The sequence below is a fragment of the Pseudovibrio japonicus genome, assembly GCF_014651595.1.
In the GTDB taxonomy this organism is placed as follows: Bacteria; Pseudomonadota; Alphaproteobacteria; order Rhizobiales; family Stappiaceae; genus Pseudovibrio; species Pseudovibrio japonicus.
Genome location: NZ_BMXE01000005.1, coordinates 286,070 through 308,968, shown reverse-complemented (window position 1 = coordinate 308,968; position 22,899 = coordinate 286,070). Strand labels below are relative to the sequence as shown.

Here is a 22,899-nt window from a genome sequence, read left to right as displayed (position 1 = left end):
AAGGTCAATACTGTGATATATCTGAAAACAAATAATTCCGATGAGCGGTGGAAAACCAATAAATTCAGAAAGTTAATAACGCTGCGGAAAGTGTGTAACTAGCAATACCACACCATCCGCAGCCAAAAATCATAGCCTCACGAAACTTGAGAGCGTGTCCTTGAGACCGCGTCATGCCATCCAGCGAGTCTCTTCTCACGCTCGCCTTCATCCATCTTCGGTTCAAACCGGCGATCCAGATTCCAACGCTTGGAAAACTCATCCATGCTCGGCCAAACACCTGCCTTCATGCCCGCCAACCAGGCAACGCCCAGCGCAGTGGTCTCCTGAACAACCGGGCGATCCACCGGACGGCCAAGAATGTCCGCAAGGAACTGCATAGTCCAATCCGAGGCAACCATCCCCCCATCCACACGCAGCACAGTGTCCCCATTCAGCGGGGATCCCATATCGGAAGACTTGGAGCTGATCAGATCCACAGTCTGATAACCGACACTTTCCAGTGCGGCCCGAGCAATTTCGTTCTGACCAGTCGAGCGCGTCATGCCGAAGATCGCAGCACGTGCCTCCGGGTCCCAATAAGGAGCGCCCAGCCCAACAAACGCAGGCACCATATAGACATGACTTTCCGGATCAGCGTTCTCCGCCATCTCCTGCGTCTGCGCCGCACTGTCAATAATCTTCAGCCCGTCACGCAACCACTGCACAGCAGCACCAGCGATAAAGATGGAACCCTCAAGCGCATAGGTCGTCTTTCCGTCAAGGCGATACGCAATGGTCGAGAGCAGCCTGTTCTTGGAATAAACCAGTTCCTCACCCGTGTTCACCAAGGCAAAGCAGCCAGTGCCATAGGTCGACTTCACCATGCCTTGCTTAAAGCACGCCTGCCCCATCGTCGCTGCTTGCTGGTCGCCCGCCACACCATAAATTGGCAGTTCAGAACCAAACAGGTCTGCTGTGATTGTGCCGAAATCATCCGCGCAGTCTTTCACCTCAGGCAGCAGGCTCCGTGGAATATTAAGCAGCGTCAGCAGCTCCTCATCCCAGCAATTCTCGGCAATGTTATAAAGAAGCGTACGGGAGGCATTGGTCGCGTCAGTCACATGAGACTTTCCGCCGGTCAAACGCCAGATCAGCCAAGTATCCACTGTGCCGAATGCCAGCTCGCCAGCTTCTGCTCGTGCCCGCACACCCTCCACATTATCCAAAATCCACGCAACCTTGGTTCCGGAGAAATAAGGATCAAGCAGCAAGCCAGTCTTGCGGGTAAACATATCCTCATGCCCCGCCGCCTTCAGCGTGTTACAGAACGCAGCGGTCCGCCGATCCTGCCAGACAATCGCGTTGTACACCGGCTCACCTGTCGCACGATCCCAGATCAGCGTCGTCTCTCGCTGATTGGTGATGCCCACGCCAATAATCTGGTCAGTAGAAAGACCGCTCTGGGTAATCGCCTCCCCGCATGTCTCCACGGTGGTCGCCCAAAGGTCTTCAGGATCATGCTCCACCCAGCCTTCACGGGGAAAGTGCTGCGGAAACTCTCGCTGTCCAATCCCTACAGTTTCAAAGCTGTCATTGAAAATAATTGCACGAGTCGACGTCGTACCCTGATCAATGGAGAGCACCCACCCTGTCATATATTCCTCCGTCGAAGAGGTTTCCCCTCTTCAAAAAATTGAAGTGGCACCCAAACAATTTCTGAAGGTGCCCGAACCACCTGAAAATGAACCTGTAATGTCACTTACCAAAATAATAAGGTATAGACCAACCTTAGTCAGACCACCCCATCAACAGCACCACGACATAAGTGAAGGCCCTGCCTTCTCTATGAAAAGACAGAGCCTATTAAAATCAACACGCCATGCGGTTGCCTTCAAAGTAACCGCTTAGATAACGTTCCAGCACGCCTATGGCCTCCGCGGGAAGATGCAAACCCAGCTTGGAGCGGCGCCACAAAATATCTTCAGCAGTAATCGCCCATTCCTGCTCGATCAGCCAGTCAACCTCACAGGAATAAAGATCACCACCAATGTGAGTGCCCAGATCATCCGCAGTCTGGGCTGTACCAAGAATCTTCACAGCCTCGGATCCATAGGAGCGCACCAAGCGGGTCGCATGGTCATGCTCAAGAAAACGATAAGCAGATTTCAAGGCAGAGACCTTTGCGTTGAAGTCACCCGGCTCAAAGTCACCACCCGGTAAAATGCTATGCTTCGTCCATGCATGCTTTCTGGCCGCCTGAGGCAGATCACCTTCCAGCTTTTCCAACGCATGTTCAGCCAAACGGCGGTAAGTGGTGATCTTGCCACCAAACACACTCAGCAACGGCGCCTTACCCTCGCCTTCGTCCAGTTCCAGCACATAATCGCGCGTCGCAGCCCGTGCTTCACTGGCACCATCATCATAAAGTGGTCGCACACCAGAATAGGTGCGTACAACCATATCGGGGGTGACTTCCTTGGAGAAGTACTCACTGACAGCATTGCACAGATAGGCGATCTCATTATCAGAACAGGACACATCCGCAGGCTCGCCCTGATAATCAACATCGGTTGTCCCGATCAAAGTGAAGTCGTGTTCATAGGGAATCGCGAAGACGATGCGCCCATCTCCATTCTGGAAGATAAAGCTGCGGTCATGTGCAAACATCTTCGGCACAATAATATGACTGCCCTTCACGAGGCGCACATGCGCACGGCTGTTCAATCCAAGCGCACATTGAAGAACATGAGAGACCCAAGGCCCTGCCGCGTTGACCAGCACTTTTGCATGCACCAGTTCAGTCTGACCGCTTTCACTGTCGCGAACTTCAATCTCCCACCCGCCATTACTACGAGTGGCACGGATAACTTCAGTGTTCCGGCGAATAGTTGCACCACGCGCAGCAGCATCGCGTGCAGTCAGCACAACAAGGCGCGCATCATCTACCCAGCAATCGGAATATTCGAAACCACGAGTAAACAGGGACTTCAGCCCGTCATTGTAGGGTGCACGATCTAGCGCGACCATCTTGGTCGCGGGTAGCAGTTTGCGCCCGCCCAGATGGTCATACATGAACAGGCCAAGACGCAACAACCAAGCCGGACGCAAACCTTTGTGATGGGGAAGAATAAAGCGCATGGGCCAGATGATATGCGGCGCCATGTTCAGCAGCACTTCGCGCTCTTTTAGCGCTTCCCGCACAAGACGGAACTCATAGTATTCCAGATAGCGCAAACCGCCATGGATCAATTTGGTGGAGGCCGAAGAGGTCGCGCTTGCAAAGTCAGTCTTCTCCGCCAGAAAAACCGAAAGCCCACGCCCGGCAGCATCCCGAGCAATACCGCAGCCGTTAATCCCGCCTCCTATGACAAACAAATCATAGCTCTCATTCATAGTCTTGCTCATGACTGGCCCTCAAATCCACGGCTCGCGAACAGGAACCCGTGATTGCACGAATATCTATAATGACGAACCTATTCGAATAATTTCGAAAGTCAACGAAACCAATAATGATACATATGTATTAAAACGAAACTTCTGCAAGACAGCGAAAATTCTTTTTTCTTGCCTGTTTTCGCAGGTTTGTTGGAGCAATGTTGGGCGGAAAGCAAAAAGCGCGCTCGTTTTTGAAACGAACGCGCTTTTTCAAACGAAACCAAGAGAGCCTTGGTGATCTGTCTTCGTCAGGTCACATCAACTCGGGCCATCATCCGGCGGGATATCTTCGCCCTCACCACCCGTGCTCTTGGGTAGCGATGGTTTCTGCGGTGCAGTCTTCTGCTCAACCTGCGGAACATCCTTTGGCTTACTATCATCAGCAACGTGATAGGTGACTTGTGGGAACGGAATCTCGATCTCGCGCTCATCAAACACGATTTTCACGAACTCATTATAAGCGCGCCCAATGGCCCATTGGCTACCCGGCAACGTTTTGATGCGCACCCGTATATTCACGGCAGAATCCATGAAGGCAGTAACACCATGCATTTCCAGAGCTCCAAGGATCGCTGTGTTATGCGGCGTTTCCTCCAAACGGCGGAACGCCTCCTGCATCGCTTCCTTGGCTTCCTCAAGATCGGCGTCATACGCGACCCCCATCACACAAACCGCATAGCCAAAGTCTCGGGTTGAGTTGGAAACGCTTGAGACAGAAGAAAACGGGATAATATGAGATGTCCCGTTCAGGTCACGCAGGCTCACACTGCGAATGCTCATCCGCTCCACTGTGCCGCTGATACCGCCAACCTCAACAAAGTCCCCTTCATTCATCGCATTTTCAAGCTGAATGAAGGCACCGGTAATCACATCCTGCACCAGCTTCTGAGAGCCGAATGAAACCGCCAGACCGACAACCCCGGCACCGGCAATCAACGGCCCGATCTGCAGACCAAGCTCGGAAAGCGCCAATAGCGTGAACATTACAATCATCAGGATTGAGATTGCATTGCTGAACAGCTTGAACAGCGTTTTCGTACGGTTGGAGACAGTCTTGCCTTCACGCTCCAGAATGCGCAGGTCAATCCACGACATCAGCGTCAGCCACAGGGCAAAGCCAATTATGATGACAATGACTGCGGAAAGGACCGAGTTTGCAAAGGTAATGCCGTCCCCTGTCCAGATCCAATGCCAGAAGCTTCCGACACCCCAGACCTCCAGAACACCAATGATCACGGAAACACCGACAACAAACCGCAGCACCATGCACACAGCCGGCAGGAAGGAGTTCAGGCGCTCTTCAAACGTCGGCAACATGTGATCCAGCGCATGATGCAGATTCGCTCCCTTGCGAATGATCCGCGTCAGCAACATCATGATACCCAGACCAATAAAGATGACGAGCAACGACATCGCACTGGTTTTGACAATATAGTCAATCGCATCAAGCGGCGTGCGCAGCCACGCAACCATAACCGCAAACACATAAGCCAGCGCCAGCCAATGCCACAGATGCGCCAGGCCTTTGAACAGCTGAACCGTGAAGTTCGACCCCGTAAAGCTCTCCGCATATCCGTTGATTGCGTGACGCACGCGCACCCGTGAGCCAAAAATAAGCGTCGTCAGATAGATAAGACAGACCAGCACAACAGTCACACGAACGCTACCTGCCAGTTCCGGCGTAAAATTATCAGCCACAATCGGCACGGCCAGCCGTATACCAAAGCCAAGAATGCCAACAATCAGGACCAGATTCCGCGCCCAGAAAATCGACTCAGAGTCCGAAAACGGCAAAAGCCGGAACGCTGGCCTGTGGGGCGCAAACACAAAGCGGATCACCACACGCGACATCTCAATCAGGAAGAATGCATTGATCGCAAACAGCTCCACATTGTCGACGCCTGCCACCGCCGGGTTCAGCGAAAACAGGGAGGCCGACAAATAACCAACGCCGGAAGCCACACCAACAAACGCTGCATCAAAGGCAGACGTCACCGCCAACAACCCGACACGGAAGAATACCGAATGGTGCTCCCCCCGCCTCTCGTGACGCCGCATGTAAGCCATCGAGACCTTATGCAGAATGATCAGCGCGATATAGGCAGGTAACAACACACGCACAATGCTGAGAAAACCATCCCATAAACGCGAGTTGTCCAGATTGGACTGATCATCCAGCAGATCGCCATAACCGGACAATCCCGAGACAATCAGGTTGCCAAACTCATAGAAACTGGAAACACCGCCCTGAACAAACGTGCCAATCTGCGCAGCAATTGTCGCGTTAGCATTGCCAGTGCTGGCCGGAGTACCGGAGCCACTCGCCTGCTCCTCCTCCAGCATTTTGATAAGTTCTTCGCGCCCTTTCGGGTCTTCAAGAACCTTGATCAGCGCCTGCCTGGCTTGCTGAACATCAGCCGTACTCTCGCCAGCAGAGGAAGAGTCTTGCGCCACCGCAGCACTGGCAAAACTCAGAAAGACTGCAGCAAACGCTGCAATTAGAAACCGGAAAAGCATGGATCACCCAAAAATGGAAGCAAGCAAAATTTGGTCGGACACTATCGCTTTACACCATAAACGAGAAGATCCGGTGAAGACAAACCAGCAAAATAACCCTGCACATTCGAGGTTTTCGCCGCTTGAACCCGTAGGGAAGCTATCTGGCGCTACGCTCAACCACAAAGGCAGCATAAGCCCAGCACAGGCCGACCTCCGCCAGACAGCAGCAAACAACGTTGAGAAGAATGCAGGCAAGAGCAATCGCACCGCGAACAGGCGCAGTGCGATTAATAAGGGATAGTGAAGAAGTTAAGACCGGTTTGGGACCGCCAGAGGCTCAGCTCTTCCTGTCAAAGCCAGAATCTCAAATCGCCATGGCACAGAAAGAGGGAAGCTCCCGGTCCAAGACAAATCAGCGACGCGCCATCCGTCCGGCAATGTCGTCCATTCCGTCTTGTTCAATCGCTTCAACAGCTGCCCGCTGACGCATCTGGTCGCGTTCATCCATCAATTCGATCTTTTTCAGTTCGGATACGGCATCAGTCAATTCATCTTGCGCTTTCACAAGCTGAGCTTTCAACTCTTCCGTCGAGTTCTTCAGATTGTCACGGCGCTGTGCAGCCGCGCGAGCGAATGTTGGGTATGCAAAATGGGAGACATCATCAATGCCCACACGCTTTTGCTCCTGAACAATCTGGTTCTCCAGATCTTCAGCCATTCGATCGAAATCGCTCAACATTGTTTCAATCTGCGTCACCTGACGCCGCTTTTCATCAACATTGAACTTCTTCAGCTTCAAAAGGCCTTCACGATTCTTCATACGCAATACTCCCTTTACCGAAGAGTCACCTTACGCCTGAGTCATTTCCAAAAGGTTGGCGAGTTGGATATATCCATCTTCAATTGTAGTTTTTTCCCCCTTCATTTGCCCTAAATACGCTTCCAAGGCGTCATTTTTGGCAATTGCCTCGTCGACAAGGGGGTCTGCGCCTTCTTTATATGCTCCCAGACGGATCAGTTCTTCCATGTCCGCATAAGCAGACATCAGCTGCTTGGCACGCCGAAGAATCACTAAAGCTTCTTCAGGTACGCACCGCGGCATAGTTCGACTGACGGATTTTAGCACGTTAATTGCCGGGTAGCGACCACGTTCTGCAATCGCGCGCTCCATAACAATATGTCCATCAAGGATACCGCGCACTGCATCAGCCACCGGCTCATTATGATTGTCGCCTTCCACCAGCACAGTAAAGAGGGCTGTCACCGTCCCTTTGCCAACCGCACCCGGCCCCGCCCGTTCAAGCAATTTCGGGAGTTCAGTGAAAACCGTCGGCGTATACCCCTTAGATGTAGGCGGCTCCCCGACAGAAAGACCAATCTCGCGCTGCGCCATGGCAAAGCGGGTCACCGAATCCATCATACAAAGAACGTTCTTGCCTTCATCACGAAAATACTCGGAGAGAGTAAGAGTGAGATAAGCCGCTTCCCGCCGCATCAAAACGCTTTCATCGGAGGTCGCAACCACCACAACGGACTTCGCCAGCCCCTCCTCACCAAGATCGTCCTCGATGAACTCCTGAACCTCACGGCCACGCTCACCGATCAGCCCGATGACAGAGACTTCCGTTTCAGCATTGCGCGCAAGCATAGACATAAGGACAGATTTGCCCACGCCAGACCCGGCAAAAATACCGAGGCGTTGCCCCTGACAACATGTTACAAAACTATTAAGCGCTCTCACTCCCAGATCAATCGGGCCTCCGACACGCGCTCTTTCTGCAGCCGGAGGTGGTGAATCACGCAACTTTCTCGGAATTGATCCGAACGGAAGCGGTCCTTTTCCGTCGATCGGCTCGCCCAAAGCGTTAACGACGCGCCCCAGCCAGGCGGTCGATGGATGTACAATACTCTCGCGAGAAATCAGTTTCGCCTTGCTACCATGACGCACACCTCCGAGCTCGCCAAATGGCATGCAAAGTGCTCTTCCATCTCGAAAACCGACGACTTCAGCTTGAATTGACGTCGCGTTCTCCCCTATTTCTATTAGTAGACGCGCACCGACACTCATTGCATAAACAGGGCCTGCGACCTCTATCAAAAGTCCCTTAACTGCTTCTACTCTCCCGTAAATTTCGGTTGGGAGGCATGATTCGATTTCTGCAAAAAGCGAGTCCAAGACAGATTCCCTATTAATCATTTTCGTCGATGGTAACCGATCGTTTACGCTTCTGCTTAATGTTATTGGGGAGACTTTGAATGGCATAGTGCCCTTTCAAGGAAACGAAGCGTCTAATCACGGCTTTCACTAGCACTTGATTCGATTGAAAGCCAACCGGTCTAAAAAAGTTGAACAAGAAAGGTTACACCCCTGAATTCTAGGTTGTACCCAGAAGACTGTTCTACGTAGGAGTAAAACGCTTGCGGGAGCGATTCGAGTTCTGTTAACCATAAACTCATTCAGTTGAGTCGGGTTTATAGTATTCCTTCGCTACGGTTTGTGTTTTTTGGCCGGCGCGACTGCCCAGGAAAGGCAACACGAGGGGATTAACATGCGTGTATTGTTGATCGAGGACGATAGTGCTACTGCACAAAGCATTGAACTGATGCTCAAATCCGAGAACTTTAATGTCTACACGACAGATCTCGGCGAAGAGGGCATCGACCTCGGCAAATTGTATGATTATGACATCATCATGCTAGATCTGAACCTGCCGGACATGTCCGGTTATGAGGTGCTGCGCACACTGCGTGTCTCCAAGGTGAAGACGCCAATTCTTATTTTGTCCGGTTTGGCTGGTATCGAAGACAAGGTTCGTGGCCTTGGGTTCGGCGCTGACGACTATATGACGAAGCCATTCCACAAGGACGAGCTGATTGCACGTATTCATGCAATTGTGCGTCGTTCTAAAGGTCATGCCCAGTCTGTTATTGTTACTGGCGACCTGACTGTGAACCTCGACACCAAAACTGTTGAAGTTGGCGGTCAACGCGTCCATCTGACTGGTAAAGAATATCAGATGCTTGAGCTTCTCTCCCTTCGTAAGGGCACTACCCTCACCAAGGAAATGTTCCTCAACCACCTCTACGGCGGTATGGACGAGCCAGAGCTCAAAATCATCGATGTGTTTATCTGTAAGCTCCGCAAGAAGCTCGCTTCTGCGACTGCTGGCAAGAATTACATCGAAACAGTATGGGGCCGCGGATACGTTCTGCGCGAACCAGAAGAGAAAGCAGCCTAAAGCGGCTCAACGCTTTTTACTCAGCTGGCTTTCAAAAAGTTTCAGTAAAAGCCCTGTTTGGTACGCACCACACAGGGCTTTTTGAGTGTGCCCTCACCAGTGGCAACCACAGCATTTCGGATAACGCCTAAGTGTCTTGCAAGTCAGACGCATTTGTTGTGATGGTGCGGCCATGAGGCTCTTTTTTCTTACATCCATTGTTATGGTCGCGTTTGCCGCCAATTCCGTTCTCAACCGTCTGGCGTTAGCTGACGGGGAGATAGGGCCATCCGCTTTTGCAAGTGTCCGTGTGATTTCAGGAGCCGTCATGCTCCTTGCACTTATCCTCTTCAAAGACCAAAAGAAGTTCACATTCTCAAAACCCAATATCACTGCGGTACTTGCGCTCTGCGCCTATATCATCGGTTTCTCTCAAGCCTACATTTCTCTTGATGCTGGTTTCGGTGCTCTTCTGCTCTTCGGTGTCGTGCAAATCACTATGTTTATTGGCGCAATCCTGCAGCGCGAAAACGTAACGCTGCAAAAATGGATTGGTGCAGCACTCGCATTTTCCGGCCTTGCCTACCTGCTCTCCCCTTCCAGCGCAGGCATTGACCCACTTGGAGCAGGATTGATGACAATTGCCGCAATTGGCTGGGGGATTTACTCGCTCATCGGCAGAGGCGCAGCAAACCCTCTCAAAGACACTGGTATGAACTTTGTCTATGCGGTCCCCATTGTCGCAGTCGCTATGCTGCTGTTTCCAGACGAAAACCAAATCACCACAATCGGAATTGCACTAGCCATCGTCTCTGGTGCGGTCACCTCCGGTCTTGGCTACGCACTGTGGTACTCCATTATCCCGAAGTTGCAGACAAGCACGGCCGCAGTAGCACAGCTCACCGTCCCAATCATCGCAACCGCCGGTGGCATCGTATTCCTAGCAGAGACCATCGATCTTCGGTTCGTCATTGCCGCCTTCATGGTGCTGAGCGGCGTCGCAATTTCTGCCTATCAACGAAAACCAAAGCCCAGACAATAATTACTCCGGCCTGTTTGTGCAGAGCTGCTAAGTTTCCCGCTTTTCCATCCAGATGCTGGTCTCCAGCGCCTCCTCCCGCATAGGAATTGTCGCAACCGGCCCCTCCGCAACCCAGGCTTTTTGCCGTGTGGCGACCCAGTGACTTGACCATAAAAGCCGGTATCCACCTTGCAGGAGACAGGCAACGGGAAGTTGTTCGTTATAGGCGCGCCAGTCCCAATCTGCCGGATAAGCGTCGGGAAGCACGACATCGTGGACGTGAACCAGAACACCTGCCGGAAGCGCAGGAAGAATACTGGCGAACACCGTATCGACATCGGTTCCCGGCATGGAGATATGGCTTGAATCAACGAAAAGCACGTCGCCAGCCTGAAGTTGACTGAAAACCGACGGATCTGCGTCACTGAGGACCTTGGGTATATGATCCAGCGCGAGGCCCGAGATTGTTGCACGCGGGGCGGGATCGATACATATGATACGCGACCGGCAAGACCCATCAGTGACCGCCTGCGCCATGAAGCGGGTGGAGTGCCCGGATCCGATTTCAATTATGGTTTTTGGCTGCTGGCAACGCACCATCGCATAAGCTGCTCCGGCGTCAAGCCGTGCAAACCAGTTCTGAGCAATTCGCGGCCGGGGTGGTGGACCATCAAACCCTGCCAAGTCTGTTGCGTACTGATCGATGACATCCATGAGCCGCCGCATATCCGGCTCAGCTTCGCGAAACAGCGGTTCGAGTGCCGGATAGGACTCGGGCGAGACACTTTCCGCATATCTGTACGGAATGAAGAAACCTTGCCGACGCAACCCGCTGATTGTCTGCAATCCCTGCCATAACCGACGCCATTGGGTTCGAACAGTCATTTTGACACTCCAGCTGGCCGGACCCGCCGGCGGAACGGAATGGACCAAAGGATAGTTACTCCGGCCTGTTCTGCTCATCCTCATTGCCAAGCTGCAGCTGATAAGTGCCCGGTATGTACCGGAACCCGTCGCCCACAGCTTCAACAAACCCGAGCGCGGGGAACGGCATATGGTAGCCAATAAACGGAATCCGCTCTTCGGCAATCATTCCGAAGATGCGACGGCGCGTTTCTGCGGCGCGGGCTTTGTCGATATCAAACACAACACGCCAGTCCGGATAGGCCAGAGACCACGCAAAGTGATTGGCCGTATCAGCAGTGAGCATGAGTTTCTGCCCATTGGCTTCCACCGAATACGCCATATGTCCCGGCGTATGGCCATAAGCCTCAACCGCAGTGATGCCGGGAACCACCTCGCCTCCCGGCTCAATGAAGGTGAATTTCTCTCTCAGCGGAAGTACATTATCCGCAAACACCCGCGCACTCTGGTTGGCGGCGGGACCAAGCTGTTCCCAATAGTCAAACTCAATAGGGCTCGTCACATACCGCGCTCTTGGAAAGGTCGGCGCATCATTGTGCATCAGCCCACCAGTATGGTCCGCATGCATATGCGTCAGCACCACAACATCAATTTCTCCGGGCCGAATGCCTGCGGTATTAAGCGCCCTGAGCAAGTTGCCACTTTCCGGCTGGGCAAGAGTCCCCCTCCCCGTATCAAACAACACCAGCGTATCGCCCGTGTTCACAAGGGTCGGCGTGAAGAAACCTCTAAACTTGTCGTCGGGAATAAAATGATCGTGACTCGCCTGCGCAAACACTTCGCTCGTTTGGTCCATGCCAAACGTGTCCTGCGGATGCTCGGCAACAAAGCTGCCATCCAGCAAGGTGTACACCTTGAATTCGCCAAGCTGGAATTCAGTCGCAGGCGCGTGCTGGCTGGAAGTTTCCATCGGGATTTCAGCGGCAACCTCCGAACTTCTCACCCCGGTCGCAAGCAACCCGCCTGCCCCCAAAGCAAGCGCACCTCGTCTGCTCAGCTTCATGAAATCACGAGAACTCATCACATACTCCCTAACCAACTGACTGCGAACACAGCCAAGCACTGGCAAATTTAAAGGGAAACTCTGATGAACTTTTGGAGGAATTCACTCGCATTGGATTTGAATTGCGAGTGATTACCAGTTGCTGAAGCAATAAAAAAGGTCAGCACAATGCTGACCCGCCTTGTTATTCGCCCCTAGAAGCGGGAGCCGCCCGCAAGAGCCTGAATGGAAGACCGCGACGTGGATGGCTTCGCAGAAGGCCGCTCAGGACGGTTGGTCGAACCTGCTGGACGGCTTGCCGCCTGCTTCTTACGATAAACACCACGCAGATCTGGATAAGGCTCAAAGCTATCAGTCAGCCCAACCACGGTTTCCGCAGCACCAAGCACAAGGAACCCATCATCAGGAAGCTGTCGATATATGCGGTTCAGCACATCAATCTTGGTCTGCTGGTCAAAATAGATCAGCACGTTCCGGCAGAAGATGATGTCAAACTCACCCAGATGACTGAAGTTCTCCAGAAGGTTCAGCTTGCGCCACTGCACCATTGCCCGGATCTCCGGAGCCATCTGCCACAACTCACCCTGCTGCGAAAAGTACTTCAACAGCATCTGAATAGGCAGACCACGCTGAACTTCGAACTGGCTGTAAATCCCCGTCCGCGCCTTCTCCAGCACCTCGTTGGAGATGTCGGTTCCCAGTATTTCAAACCGGAACCCACCAACCTTGGCCTTGTCTTCCTTCAGATACATGCTCAGCGAATAAGGCTCCTGCCCTGTAGACGCTGCCGCGCACCAGATGCGGGCGCTCCGACGCGACTTTCGGGCCTCAAGCAGATGAGGAAGCATCACCTTACGAAAATTCTCGAAGGGGCTCTTGTCACGGAAGAAGAAGGACTCGTTCGTCGTCATCGCTTCGACAACGTCACTCTGCAACATCATGGAGCCCGGCTTGCTGATCGCAAGAATAAGCTCGCTCAGGCCGTTGAGGTTGTGACGTCGTGCCACCGGCATCAAGCGGCTTTCAACCAGATACTGCTTTTCATCGGAAAGAACGAGGCCGCTACGGGATTTCAGAAATTTCTTTAAGAAATCATATTCAGAAGTCATCATCGCGCGGCTCCTTTTAAGATACGCTTGACTTGTGCACCCATCTGATCGAGAGGCACGATACCGCTACAGTTCCCTGTACGGGCAGCAGCACCCGGCATCCCCCAGACAACACTCGAGGCCTCATCCTGCGCAATGACGCTTCCGCCCTTACCGGCAATCGCATTGACGCCATACGCGCCATCACTGCCCATACCGGTCAAAACGAGTGCCAGACACGCGGTCCCGAAAACTTCGGCTGCACTTTCAAAAAGTGGATCCACAGATGGCTTACAGAAATTGACGGGCGCACCGTCTTCAAGCAGCGAAACCGCCTGCCCGTTCTGCTTGCCGATTTTCAAATGAATTCCGCCTGGAGCGATATAGACGTGCCCAGGTTTCAATACATCCATATGTTCAGCTTCTTTGGAGGGAAGCTGAAGTTGTTTATGCAAATGCTCCGCCAGAATTGTCGTGAACGTACGCGGCATATGCTGCGTAATCACAACAGGAACCTTGAGCAAACCATCGCGCGCATCAGTCAGCACACGCTGGAGCGCCTGTGGGCCCCCTGTAGAGCTGCCAATCGCAAGAACCCGCGGCACGACGGAAGAATAGGGCCGCAGCGTAACCTCTTGCTTTCCAGCGCCCTGCAACCCTGCCGCTCGCGAACGCCGTATGGCAGCTCGCGCCTCGGCGCGCTCAGCAGTGGTCTCAGCCGGACGCTGGTGTGGATCATTGACGATCTCCGCACGCATCCTGCGAACAGGCTCGGTTGACGTTCTGGTGCGTTTCTGGCGCTTCCCCCCGCGCCCAAGCATCCGCAGCTTTTCCAGCAGCTCCCGCTGGAAATCAGCCGCACCAGCGGTCTGGCGCGTTGTTTCAGGCTTGGCCACATAGTCGGTGGCACCAAGAGAAAGTGCCTTCAAACTCGTTTCGGCATTTCGGCGCGTCAGCGTGGAAGCCATCACGATGATAAGATCGCGTTTCTTCTCAAGAAGTTTCGGAAGAGCCGTCAGGCCATCCATCACCGGCATTTCAACATCAAGCACAACCACATCAGGGTTGCTGCGCTCGATGTCTTTTACAGCCAGATCGCCATTACGGTGGGTTGCAACAACCTCAAGCTCCGGATCGGCTTCGATCCACCGGCTGAACAACCCACGAATGACAACAGAATCATCAACGACCATGACCCGGATAGGTGCCGTTTGATTGGATTTCTCCTTTTTCGGCTCCTCAGTTTTTGTATACATTCCCAACCGGCCCATATCCATTATTTAGACCAATCCAACTTCCTGAAATTTCGCGGAAAGGATCTCCCGATCAAACGGTTTCATGATGTATTCGTTCGCTCCGGCCCGGATCGCCTTGGTGATGTGAGCAACATCATTCTCCGTGGTACAGAACACAACAACCGGCTCATCACCGCCATGCTCTTCACGCAGTCTGCCCAAAAACTCCAGCCCGTCCATGACAGGCATGTTCCAGTCCAGCAAAACAGCATCCGGCATAGACGCTATGCAAGCATCAAGTGCCTTTTGCCCGTCCTCAGCCTCGGTGACTTCAAATCCAATGTCCTCCAGAATGCGGCGCGCCACTTTGCGGATTACGCTGGAATCGTCAACAACCAGACACTTTTTCATTAACTCGGCTCTCTCGCTTCGAAGGTATGCTTTATGCGGCTTTAGGTTCAATCAGGGAGCTAAGCAGACGGTCCACATCAAGGACCACCATCAGTCGCCCGTCCAGACGATGCACTCCACCCGAGATTTCAGCCCAGCGGAAATCCAAATTGGATGGGTTCGCTTCCATCTCATGCCTCGGTAAGCTGAGTACTTCTCCTACGGCATCAATCACGAGACCGTAGGACTCCCCTTTGTACTCAATACCAACAGCCATCATGCCCTGATCGCTGTCATTTGGCTTGAGGTGGAGTTTGCGACGCATATTGATCGCAGTCACAATGCGTCCACGCAAGTTCAGCACGCCTTCCACTTCAGGCGGTGCTAAAGGAACTTGGGTAACTTTTTCAGGAACAAAAACATCATGAACCTGAGAGATCGGCAGTCCGAACAACTGGCTACCAATCACAACAGTCACATACTGGATGTGTTCGGCAAGACCCTGACGGGTGTCATCGCCGTTGACGGTGCCAAGATTTTGCGGGGTCATGCTGCAACTCCCATATCACTGGTCAAAACATCTTTAAGCGCTGCCAGCAAACCCGGCCTGTCAAACTTGGCCACATAATCATCGAACCCGGCCTGACGACCTTTTTCAATAGACGCAGGTGTCACCACAGCGGAAAGCGCTATAATCGGCAAATGACGGAAGCGGGTATCACGGCGCAGGCTCTCACAGAACTCATGGCCGCTGATCGTCGGCATCTCGATATCCGTCACAATCGCAGAAAACTCGGTCCCTTTTTCCAGCAGCTCGTAAGCACTCTGGGCACTGGAACAAACGGTCACATCGTAACCAGCCGCTTTCAGAACCGGTGTCAGCATGTTGCGGAAAAAAGCACTGTCATCCAGGAAGAGCAGTTTTCTCGTCTTGGTCGCCGAGTCAATCTCCTTGCGCATAAACCAGTCATCAAAGGCCAATGGCAGATAGTAGCCAAGGTCAATCACTTCCGTTGCCCGCTCACGAATGATCGCAGAGCCAAGAACACCTGGACGCTCGGAGACCACTTCGATGCTCATCCGGTCTTCAACAATGTCCACGATCTGATCAACCACCAGACCCATTGAACGACCGTTATCAGAGAACACCAGCATCGGCTGAGCGCCCTCGGACTTGTGACGATCCCCTTCGTTCACGTAGACGAGTGGCATCAGTGATCCACGGTACTGAACCAGATCACGACCGTTGGAGCGCTCAATCTTGGAAACATCGAACTCTTCAAGACGTGTCACCAGTGACAGCGGTACAGCCTTCGGCTCCTCAGAACCTGCGCGGAACAGCAACAGTGAAATTGGCGCATCCGCGTCAACAACAAGAGCTTCTTCACTGTCCTGCTCATCCTCGAATGTATCAGTCAGTGTGCCGGACGCATGGCTTGCCATAGCACTTGCCACACCATTCGGATCAATAATCATGATCACGGCACCATCACCTAGGATGGTGTTTCCAGAGAACATATTGATGTTGCGCAGCATGGAAGACATTGGCTTCACAACAATCTCTTCAGTGTGGAACACGCCGTCCACCACAACACCAAAGGACTGGCTGCCAACCTGCATGACAACAATGAAGCCATTGTCCTCGTCAAGATCACCTTCTTCAGCCTGTCCCAGCAGCTGGGACATATGGACCAGCGGCAAAAGCTTGTTGCGCAAGCGCAGCACCGGACGATCCTTGAGGCGCTCAATGCGGTGCTCGGAATTGGACTGGACACGAACCAGCTCAACAACAGACAGCTGCGGAATAGCATAACGATCCCCACCGGCCTCCACGATCAACGTAGAAACAATCGCCAGAGTAAGCGGGATCTTGATGATAAAGCTGGAGCCTTTGCCCGGTGTGGAGCGCAGGTCAATGGAACCGCCAATCAGCTCCACATTGTTGCGCACAACGTCCATGCCAACGCCGCGGCCCGACACGCTGGTCACATTGGTCGCGGTGGAGAAGCCTGCAGCAAAGATGAACTTGTAGATCTGCTGATCCGGCATCTTTTCAAGTTCAGCTTCGGTGGTCACACCGTTTCGAAGCGCTTTTTCCTTGATCCGCTCAATATCCAGCCCACGACCATCATCTTTCACTTCGATGATGATGTGACCGCCTTCATGATAAGCGGACAGGGTAATCAGACCCTTCTCGGGCTTGCCAGCAGCAATACGATCAGCAGGTTCTTCCAGACCATGGTCGGCAGAGTTGCGGATCATATGCGTCAGTGGATCCTTGATGAGCTCCAGAACCTGACGATCAAGTTCGGTCTCTGCACCAATCATCTCAAGGCCGATTGGCTTATCAAGTTCCTGCGAAAGATCGCGCACAATACGCGGAAGCTTCTGCCATGCATTCCCGATTGGCTGCATGCGGGTCTTCATGACCCCTTCCTGCAACTCACCGGTGACATTGGACAGGCGCTGCAGTGGAACCTTGAATTCGCTGTCTTCATGACGACGAACAATCTCCAGCAGCTGGTTCCGTGTCAGCACCAGCTCGGACACCATGGTCATCAGGTGCTCAAGCGTCTCCACGTTCACACGAATAGACTGGTTGGAAACCCCTTGCTGAGAGGCCTTGCCCTTCGAGCTTGGGTTCTTCGGCTTAGCCTCTTCCCGCGTCACAGTCGGGGCTGCAGCCTTAGACGGAACCTCGGCAGCAGCTTCAATTACATCTTCAGCAGCCTCTACCGGAAGGTCGATCTCAACCTCGGCTTCCTGGAAGGCGCGTTCCAATTCGTCCAGCGATACTTCACCGGGGCGCAAAGGCCGTTCCAGAACCTGATAGACGTCAGTGCCTTCCGCTTCCTCAGCAGCTTTTTCTTCGGCCATAGCCGCCGCCATCTCATCGATCTCGGCGTTATCAGCATTGTCAGCGCTTAAGGAAAGGTGCTCCAACTGGTCAATAAGATCACGGTCTGTGCCCTCAGGCTCTGTACCGTTGGCAGCCTCAAGGTCTGCAAGAATATCTTTAATGCGATCAATAGAAGCAAGGACAAGGGTTACCGCGTCATGTGTTACAGGAACACCGTCGCGGAACTTGCCCATAAGAGTTTCAGCAGCATGAGCAATCGCTTCCAGACGCGGCAGGCCGAGGAACCCACAAGTGCCCTTGATTGTATGCACTAACCTGAAAATGTTATTCAGAATGGTGGCATTGTTCGGCTCTTGCTCAAACTTCACCAACTCAACGTCGACAACATCCAGGCTTTCATTTGTCTCAGTGAGAAACTCTCTGAGAAGATCGTCCATGGCCCGCACCCACTCAATGCTTAGGGGAGCCCCAAACACGAGACTCCAAAATTTAACTAAGGTTGAGTGTTAAGCGAAACGGTTAACATAGGTTGAAAAATTGCAAGATTCATCCAACCCACAATCAGTGGGTGTTTTTGTCAGGTAATCACACAGACTCCGCAACCTGAGTATTTGCCTTGCATATGACAGCATCACCGTCTTTCAGCAGCTCCACATTTACCCCTGCTTCTGCTGCCAACAAAACCGCATATATCGGTTGAACAGTGTGGGCATCAATGCGCTCAGGCTCTTGTCCGGAAAGAATCTCGCTCACATCCTGAGGGATTCGCGCATTCGTGCCTTCCGCTTTCAGGACAAAGTTTGGTGCGCTTTCATCTCCATCCATGCTGATGGTAATGGTCCCGCCCCGTGGAACGCACTGCTTGGTGAGCAACAGAAGGTTCAGGATCAGCTTGACCTGATTTTTCGGCAAAAGCAGACGCGGAACGTTCCACTCCAGATTTGCCTTCTCAGTGCTCATGTATCCAACAGCAACTTCCTGCGCATCCCCCGTATCAATGGAGGCGCCAGCAGATCCGGCAGCACCGAACGCAAGGCGCGCGAACTGCAGTTTAGCCGAAGCATGGCGCGCTGATTTGCGAATAAGATCCATCGCAAAATCTGCCATGTCCTCATTGCCTTCTTCATCCAGCACTTCCAGACCGTTAGTGATGGCGCCGACAGGTGAAATGATGTCGTGACACACGCGGCTCACAAGAAGTGCGGAAAGATCAAGAGAAGACAAATCCTTAAATACTGACATAACCGCTCCAGAACGTTGGCCAACTGGCCCTATGATTGATTCGAGATGTGGCGAAAAAGGTACATTCCTGCCAGTTTAATTCCAAGCAGGACATCATTGATATGGACCGCATTTTACATCACTTGCACGATTTTGTGCTTTGGCAAGTAATATATCCGGTGCGGTTAGAAACAAAGCCCGGTTTTCCCGGCTCTGAAACAGCAACAACCGCTGGTCATAAACAAGGTAGATTTTCGCCAATCCTTCAGCTCGATAGCCTTGCGCAAGTGAGAGGGCATCGCATCCCTGAAATAATGGGGCATAGACCTCCGGATCAAGTCGAAACGCCTCCCGATTGCCCTCATTGGTAAACGCCCAGATCCGTCCGCCCCACGCCAGCGTAACGTCTTCACGCCCTTTTTCGGGAATTTCCGAGACCTGATAGGACACTGGATCACTCATGGAAAGCGTATAGGTGTACCGCTCCTGCTCTGCGGCAAGAACCGAGGCACTGGACAGAAAAACCATCGAAACACCGAGAATTTTGGCCGTTCGAGCAAATTTTCTGTAGAAAACATCAGAAATCATGGGAATGTCCATCCAGAGTCCGAATCACCTGCATTAACTAAATGGGCAAGTTCGACACAGTTACGAAATTAGCAACAGCTGCCAACGGGATACGCATCATTTACCCAGCTATACCCCGACTAACCATTGGGTAGATGTAAAGCATTTTAACTTGTTGTACTTAAAAATTGCACTATGCCCTTAAGATTGAGATTGCTCTGAACAATCCAAATACTCGGGTTTCTTGGAAGGAGACATTGGCATGATGACGAGCCTGTTCGCCAATATGCGCAACAAAGCTGCAATCGTCCTTTGCGCCATTTTCGCTCTGCTGGCGCTGAACACACATTCATTTGCACAAACGCCTGTTGATCAATCGCGTTACCACCAGAAAGATATCCTCACAGCAGGCAGCGAGTTTTTCGGCTCCATCTCCACCGGCCTCGCAAAGGTCGTTGAGCGTGCTGTTCAACAGTACGGTGAGCCAAACGGCTACATTCTTGGACAGGAAGGCTCCGCCGCCTTCTTCGCAGGCGCTGCTTACGGCGAAGGAACGCTGTACACACGCAACGCCGGCAACCACCAGATTTTCTGGCAAGGCCCCTCATTGGGCTTTGATGTGGGCGGCGACGGTGCCCGCGTTATGATGCTGGTCTACGACCTGCCAAGCGTGGACGCCATCTATCGCCGCTACGTTGGCGCGAAGGGCTCAGCCTACTTCGTTGGCGGCTTTGGTATGCAGGTTCTGTCCAACAACGATATCTTCGTTGTCCCTGTTCGCGCAGGTGTTGGAGCCCGTCTTGGCGTCAATATGGGCTATTTGAAATTTACTAGGAAGCCAACATGGAATCCTTTCTGATATAACTAACCCTGCGTTAGTTATATTTTGGCAAGTTAGAGTGTGAGAGAATGCGCTTGAGTCTGCAGCAGTCCCTCACACCCGTTCAACAGATCAGGCATAGTTTGTGATTGAAATTGCACTATACATTGCACTGGGCTTCTTTCTCGCGAGCATTCTAGCACTCGCCGCCCTCCCCTTTATCTGGGGCCGTGCTGTACGCCTCACGCGCAAAGCGATCGAGACGTCCAACCCCATAAGCTATGCCCGTGCCACCATGGCAAAGGATGCACTGCGCGCTCAACATGCCATCGCGATCCGTCAGATGGAGGTCCGCCTCGAGGGCATGATGGAAAAACTCGCGCAAAACGCCTCCGCCCGCGCAACCGCAGAAGCCCAGCTTGCTGAGCTTAAGGAAGAGCTCAGCGTCGTACAGCTCAGGTCAGCCCGCGAACGCAAAAACATGGCCCAGAAAGCCACACGCTTCCTCCGCCGCAGAAATCCATCAGACCCAATCCCGTTCTCCGCTGATGATCGTATCACCACGGAGCCAGAGGTCGAAGCCAAGGATGACACCCCGGCACAAGCTACCAATCAGGCCGCATCTGCCGAGATCATCCAACTCAACGAGCAGGCCGCTGGCGATAAAATCCGTGAGCTGGATACGGAACTGAATGAGGAAGAAGGCACAACCAAGCCTGTTACCCCAATCGACACATCCGACATTCAGGACATGGACAATCCACTGGCAGAGCTGGCGACCCAGATCTCAAAACAAGTGTCAGAGATGACCGCTGAGGCGGAAACCAAGCACAAACCCACCTCACCTGCGGAAGCTGCCGAACTCGCCACCCAGTCCTTTACAAAGCTCAAGAGCCGCTACAGTTCGCTCGAACGAGAGCGCGACAACCTCAAACACGCGCTCCAGCTTGAAAAAGCTGCCAAACGCACCTCCCAAAATCCAAATATAAAAACGCCCGGGCCTATGAAAACTCTCGAGAACGATCTGGAAAAAGCAAAGAAAACCATCGAAAAGCTGACAAAGCAGCTCGAGGACAGAGTCAACAGCAGCTCCAAGATCGCAGAAGCAGTCGACCTGCGTAACGAACTGAAAGACTTGGCAGCCCAAATCACGGCAAAAGCAATCGCAGAAAATCCACCGCTCTCGGAAAAGTATGATGAAGTCCTGAAAGACCTCAGCTCCATTGCTGCCAGCACGCCAAAGGCAGAAGCAAAGCCAAAGACGACACGCGCCAAACGCACCGCGACCAAAACCACAAAGCCGCGCACCCGCAAACCAGCAGCACCCAAAAGTGCGCCCTCGGAAAAGGCCGACAAGGCATCTCCTGCCCCAGAGCCTGACAAAGATCTGGCCGAGCGCATTGCAGAGGCCAGAAAGACAGGCAACTCACGCGCTTGATGCGCAAGGCGGCACACTCCGGCTACTACACCACTCACACCAATTAAAAAGGCGCCTCAGGGCGCCTCTTTTGTAATCTCATTAATGGGCTATCGGAACATCAGGTTCACGCGTCACTGGCGCTCACAACGCCACCTTCCGGCTCCTGCGGCCCGTTGCCATCCACTTCTACCAACCGAACCTCATGTTCCTTCAGAAGCTTCCGGCACTCATCAGAAACCAGCGTATCCGTCACAAACGTATCCACCTGAGAGATGTGACCGATGCGCACCGGCGCCGAACGCTCGAACTTGGTCTGATCAGCCACCAGAATAACATGCCGCGCATTCTCTATGATCGCCTGTGCGACGCAGACCTCGCGGTAATCATAATCCAGCAGCGCCCCATCACTATCCAGAGCAGACACGCCAATGACGGCAAAATCCACCTTGAACTGCCGAATGAAGTCGGCTGCAGCCTCGCCTACGATGCCGCCATCAGTGGCACGCACATGACCGCCGCAGATGATGACTTCATTTTCCGAAAATGGCCGCAGCGTACTCGCCACATTCAGGTTGTTGGTGATGATCATGAGACCACTACGCTGGATCAGCGCCCGCGCCACCGCTTCTGTGGTGGTCCCAATATTCACAAATAAGGATGCACGATCCGGGATCAGCCCCGCTGCCGTCTGACCGATTGCCTCTTTCTCTTTTCCAGCCAGATCCTTACGAGCGGAATAGCCCAGGTTCTCAACACCAAACGCCAGCAACGCACCGCCATGCACACGGGTCAGCAAGCCTTGGTCGCTCAACTCTTTCAGATCCTTGCGGATTGTTTGAGGCGAGACGGAGAACCGCGCGGCAAGCTCGTCAACTTCCACTTTCCCGCTCTCTCTCGCGATATCAAGAATAGAGTTGTGGCGTGAAACCAGCATCATGAAACAGCCCCGATATTTTTTTTATACATTGCCACCAGTCGTATTCTGCGATGATTCACAGCAGTATAGCCAAAAGCACAGATGCAGCCAGAGAACTATTAGATCAGTTAAAACAAAAGTTCTCTTGCCTCACCTCCCCTACAGTTAGTATTACTAGTCCACAAAAGGGGGACAAGCTGCAACTTATTCCATGTTTGTCATGATACCGCCCAAAGAAACTCGTTAAACCTCGGGCGGATCAATACACTGTCTTATCAAAGTTCAGCTAGAAAAGCGAAG

General features: G+C 52.8%; 19 protein-coding genes. 4 read left to right on the top strand and 15 right to left on the bottom strand.

What is annotated here, in order from left to right:
- Positions 1–137 precede the first annotated feature (137 nt).
- The 5 genes from glpK to fliI form a co-directional block, all read right to left on the bottom strand.
- Positions 138–1,637, bottom strand: a complete 1,500-nt coding sequence (gene glpK / locus IE076_RS15690) for a glycerol kinase GlpK (protein ID WP_189437711.1) — start codon at positions 1,635–1,637, stop codon at positions 138–140.
- 214 nt (positions 1,638–1,851) lie between these two features.
- Positions 1,852–3,375, bottom strand: coding sequence for a glycerol-3-phosphate dehydrogenase (gene glpD / locus IE076_RS15685; protein WP_189437747.1), 1,524 nt, complete (start codon positions 3,373–3,375; stop codon positions 1,852–1,854).
- A 300-nt stretch (positions 3,376–3,675) separates the two neighbouring features.
- Positions 3,676–5,934 carry a mechanosensitive ion channel domain-containing protein gene (locus tag IE076_RS15680; RefSeq protein WP_189437710.1) on the bottom strand — a complete coding sequence of 753 codons (2,259 nt, stop codon included), beginning with the start codon at positions 5,932–5,934 and terminating at the stop codon, positions 3,676–3,678.
- Positions 5,935–6,328: 394 nt separating this feature from the next.
- On the bottom strand, positions 6,329–6,736 hold the full coding sequence (gene fliJ / locus IE076_RS15675; protein WP_189437709.1) for a flagellar export protein FliJ: 408 nt from the start codon (positions 6,734–6,736) through the stop codon (positions 6,329–6,331).
- Positions 6,737–6,766: 30 nt separating this feature from the next.
- On the bottom strand, positions 6,767–8,092 hold the full coding sequence (gene fliI, locus IE076_RS15670; protein ID WP_244649696.1) for a flagellar protein export ATPase FliI: 1,326 nt from the start codon (positions 8,090–8,092) through the stop codon (positions 6,767–6,769).
- A gap of 373 nt (positions 8,093–8,465) precedes the next feature.
- On the opposite strand from fliI, the gene ctrA reads away from it, so the two are divergent.
- Both ctrA and IE076_RS15660 read left to right on the top strand, forming a co-directional pair.
- Positions 8,466–9,155: a response regulator transcription factor CtrA gene (ctrA, locus tag IE076_RS15665; protein ID WP_093186406.1), complete on the top strand. Its 690-nt coding sequence runs from the start codon at positions 8,466–8,468 to the stop codon at positions 9,153–9,155.
- Between the two features lie 172 nt (positions 9,156–9,327).
- Entirely contained in the window at positions 9,328–10,176 is an 849-nt protein-coding gene (locus tag IE076_RS15660; protein WP_189437708.1) for a DMT family transporter, read from the top strand.
- Positions 10,177–10,203: 27 nt separating this feature from the next.
- On the opposite strand, the gene IE076_RS15655 is transcribed toward IE076_RS15660, so the two are convergent.
- The 9 genes from IE076_RS15655 to IE076_RS15615 all read right to left on the bottom strand — a co-directional run bounded on the left by IE076_RS15655 (position 10,204) and on the right by IE076_RS15615 (position 19,404).
- Positions 10,204–11,040, bottom strand: coding sequence for a class I SAM-dependent methyltransferase (locus IE076_RS15655; RefSeq protein ID WP_189437707.1), 837 nt, complete (start codon positions 11,038–11,040; stop codon positions 10,204–10,206).
- A 55-nt stretch (positions 11,041–11,095) separates the two neighbouring features.
- On the bottom strand, positions 11,096–12,100 hold the full coding sequence (locus tag IE076_RS15650) for an MBL fold metallo-hydrolase (protein WP_189437706.1): 1,005 nt from the start codon (positions 12,098–12,100) through the stop codon (positions 11,096–11,098).
- Positions 12,101–12,276: 176 nt separating this feature from the next.
- Positions 12,277–13,194, bottom strand: coding sequence for a CheR family methyltransferase (locus tag IE076_RS15645; RefSeq protein WP_189437705.1), 918 nt, complete (start codon positions 13,192–13,194; stop codon positions 12,277–12,279).
- Positions 13,191–14,426, bottom strand: a complete 1,236-nt coding sequence (locus IE076_RS15640) for a protein-glutamate methylesterase/protein-glutamine glutaminase (RefSeq protein WP_209009167.1) — start codon at positions 14,424–14,426, stop codon at positions 13,191–13,193. Before IE076_RS15640 ends, IE076_RS15645 begins: the two co-directional genes overlap by 4 nt.
- 24 nt (positions 14,427–14,450) lie before the next feature.
- Entirely contained in the window at positions 14,451–14,816 is a 366-nt protein-coding gene (locus tag IE076_RS15635) for a response regulator (RefSeq protein WP_189437703.1), read from the bottom strand.
- Positions 14,817–14,847: 31 nt separating this feature from the next.
- On the bottom strand, positions 14,848–15,345 hold the full coding sequence (locus IE076_RS15630) for a chemotaxis protein CheW (protein WP_189437702.1): 498 nt from the start codon (positions 15,343–15,345) through the stop codon (positions 14,848–14,850).
- On the bottom strand, positions 15,342–18,092 hold the full coding sequence (locus tag IE076_RS15625) for a hybrid sensor histidine kinase/response regulator (protein ID WP_189437701.1): 2,751 nt from the start codon (positions 18,090–18,092) through the stop codon (positions 15,342–15,344). Before IE076_RS15625 ends, IE076_RS15630 begins: the two co-directional genes overlap by 4 nt.
- 148 nt (positions 18,093–18,240) lie before the next feature.
- Positions 18,241–18,897: a histidine phosphotransferase ChpT gene (gene chpT, locus IE076_RS15620; protein WP_189437700.1), complete on the bottom strand. Its 657-nt coding sequence runs from the start codon at positions 18,895–18,897 to the stop codon at positions 18,241–18,243.
- 93 nt (positions 18,898–18,990) lie between these two features.
- On the bottom strand, positions 18,991–19,404 hold the full coding sequence (locus tag IE076_RS15615) for a YHS domain-containing (seleno)protein (RefSeq protein WP_209009166.1): 414 nt from the start codon (positions 19,402–19,404) through the stop codon (positions 18,991–18,993).
- A 301-nt stretch (positions 19,405–19,705) separates the two neighbouring features.
- Between IE076_RS15615 and IE076_RS15610 the strand changes: the two genes are divergently transcribed.
- Positions 19,706–20,302, top strand: a complete 597-nt coding sequence (locus IE076_RS15610; protein ID WP_189437698.1) for a DUF1134 domain-containing protein — start codon at positions 19,706–19,708, stop codon at positions 20,300–20,302.
- A gap of 106 nt (positions 20,303–20,408) precedes the next feature.
- On the top strand, positions 20,409–21,701 hold the full coding sequence (locus tag IE076_RS15605; RefSeq protein WP_189437697.1) for a hypothetical protein: 1,293 nt from the start codon (positions 20,409–20,411) through the stop codon (positions 21,699–21,701).
- 106 nt (positions 21,702–21,807) lie between these two features.
- Here IE076_RS15605 and IE076_RS15600 read toward each other — a convergent pair whose 3' ends face one another.
- Complete coding sequence (locus tag IE076_RS15600) at positions 21,808–22,620, bottom strand: DeoR/GlpR family DNA-binding transcription regulator (RefSeq protein ID WP_189437696.1); 813 nt, start codon at positions 22,618–22,620, stop codon at positions 21,808–21,810.
- Positions 22,621–22,899 lie beyond the last annotated feature (279 nt).